The organism is Corallococcus praedator, from assembly GCF_003612125.1.
GTDB classification, from domain to species: Bacteria; Myxococcota; Myxococcia; order Myxococcales; family Myxococcaceae; genus Corallococcus; species Corallococcus praedator.
The window spans coordinates 1-2261 of record NZ_RAWI01000696.1; the positions used below are offsets into that span (position 1 = coordinate 1).

The window sequence follows — 2261 nt, forward strand, 5'->3', positions numbered from 1 at the left end:
CAGCCTCCACCGTCCCCACCGCCACCGCGTACTTGAGGCCCGCGCATTCAAAGACGATGGCGTCCACCAGCGTCACCGTGAGCGGCACGCGCAGGGTGAAGGTGGTGCCCGCGCCCTTGCGCGTCTCCATGCGCAGCTCGCCGCCCAGCTGCTCCACGACGATGCGCCGCACGATGTCCATGCCCATGCCCCGGCCGCTGGTGCGCGTGGCCTCCTGGCGCGTGGACAGCCCGGGCCGGCACAAGAGGTCCAGCAGGCCGTCCACCGAGTCCGGCACGGGCGCGTTCGCGGCCTTCGCCACCGCCTTCGCGTCCACGCCCCGGCCGTCGTCGCGCAGAGTGATTTCCAGCTGGCCGCTGGAGCGCGCGTGGCAGCCCAGGCGCACCAGCCCCTCCGGCGGCTTGCCCGCGGAGAGCCGCTCGTCGGGCAGCTCCAGCGCGTGGTCCACCGCGTTGCGCACCAGGTGCACCAGCGCGGGCATCAGCCGGTCCGCCACGGCCTTGTCCAGCTCCGCGTCGCCCACGTCCAGCTCCAGCCGCACCGCCTTGCCCGTGGTGCGCCGCAGCCCACGCACGAGGAGGGGCAGCCGCTCCAGCACGTCCCCCATGCGCACCATGCGCAGGCGCAGGATGGCCGAGCGCAGGTCGCGAAGCTGCCGGCCGTTCTCCTGGAGGATGGCCGCCAGCTCCCGCGTGGGCGCCCCCGCCGCGGTGAGCGCCGCCACCGCGCGCGTCAGCCGGGAGCGGTTGACCACGAGCGCGGCCAGCCACTCCATGGCTTCGTCCAGCCGCGACACCTCCACGCGCAAGAGGCCGCCGCCCCGGCGCACCTCCGGCTCGTCCAGCTCATCCTCGGGGCCCGGCACGCCCAGGGCGCCGGGGACGCCGGGCACCGGCGCCGGAGGGAGGCTGTCCGCCGGGGCCCCCGGGGGCGCGGCCACGGCCAGCGAGCGCACCGTGGCGGGAGCGCCGCCCACGGCCTCCAGGAGCACCGCGTCCTCCGCGTGGGTGAGCAGCAGCAGCGCGAACGCCAGCGAGGCCCCGCCCGCCGCGGCACCGGACAGGGGCAGCACCTTCACGATGTCGCCGTGCTTGCCCACGCGCTCGCGCACGGTGTTGATGTTCAGGCCCTTCGCGGCGCGCTCGGCGGAGGGCACGAAGTCCAGCCGCATCGCGCGCTGACCTCCCGCGAGTCCGCCCTCCAGTTGTTCGCGCTCCGACGGCGCGAGCTTGGAGGCGAACGCGGCCTGGGCGTCCAGCACGACGGCCCGGGGCGCCCGGGGCGCCGAGTCCAGCACCTGGGGCCCCAGCGCCTCCAACCGCTCCAGCAGGTTCGCGGGCGCGGGCGAGGCCGGCTTGCCGGCGCCCAACTGCCGTACGCGCTGCTCGATGGCGCGCAGGCCCTCCACCAGCGGCTCCACGCTGGACTCGGGCAGGCGGCCTCCGGATTGATCCGCCACCCGAAGGGACGCCTCCATCCAGTGCGCCACGGAGACGATGGGCTCCACGTCCACCATGGCGGACAGGCCCTTGATGGTGTGCAGGGCGCGGAACAGCTCCCGCACGGCGCGCGGCTGGGCGGCGCCCCGGCGGACGGCCTCCTCCACGGCGAGCAGGTCCCGCTGCGCGGAGGCCAGCAGTTCATCCACCTCGGCCAGGTAGGCGGGGAGGAACTCCGCGAACTCCCCGGGCGTCGTCACCCGCGCGACGCCTCGTCCGGAGCCTTCTCCAGCAGGGACCGGGCAGCGCCCTGGAGGGAGTCCGGGGTGAAGGGCTTGGTCATGAAGAGGCTCGCGCCGGCCCCCAACGCCCGCTCGCGGGAGGCTTCGTCGCCGCGGGTCGTGACGATGATGATGGGCAGCGCGCGCAGCTGGTCCTGCCCGCGCACGAACTCCACCACCTCGATGCCGCCGATGTCCGGCATGTTCAGGTCCAGCACGAGCAGGTCATAGGCCTTGAGCGACAACTGCTCGATGGCCTCCAGCCCGCTGGAAGCCTGCGTGAAGCGGCTGTCCGGATAGGGCCGCAGGCAGGCGACCACCATCTCGCGCATCACTTTGCTGTCATCGACGACGAGTACCTCGGGCATGGCGTCCTCTGGAAACGACCGACCAAGCTAGAACGATTCCGGGTGGCTGAAAGAAATGAGTCAGCGCGCGTGGGTCGAGCGTTGGTTTCTCCACGCAAGGCCGCACGGGTATGTCACGAAGTCCGGAGGACGGCACGCGGCGCGCGTACACCCTACCGTCCCACCCCCAAGGC

General features: G+C 73.5%; 2 protein-coding genes. Both read right to left on the bottom strand.

Annotated elements, in window-relative coordinates:
• A partial coding sequence (locus D7Y13_RS40955; RefSeq protein WP_120631041.1) for a chemotaxis protein CheA occupies positions 1–1699 on the bottom strand: 1699 nt, incomplete at its 3' end.
• Positions 1696–2088, bottom strand: coding sequence for a response regulator (locus D7Y13_RS40960; RefSeq protein ID WP_120538398.1), 393 nt, complete (start codon positions 2086–2088; stop codon positions 1696–1698). The genes D7Y13_RS40960 and D7Y13_RS40955, both read right to left, overlap by 4 nt.
• Between the last annotated feature and the right edge of the window lie 173 nt (positions 2089–2261).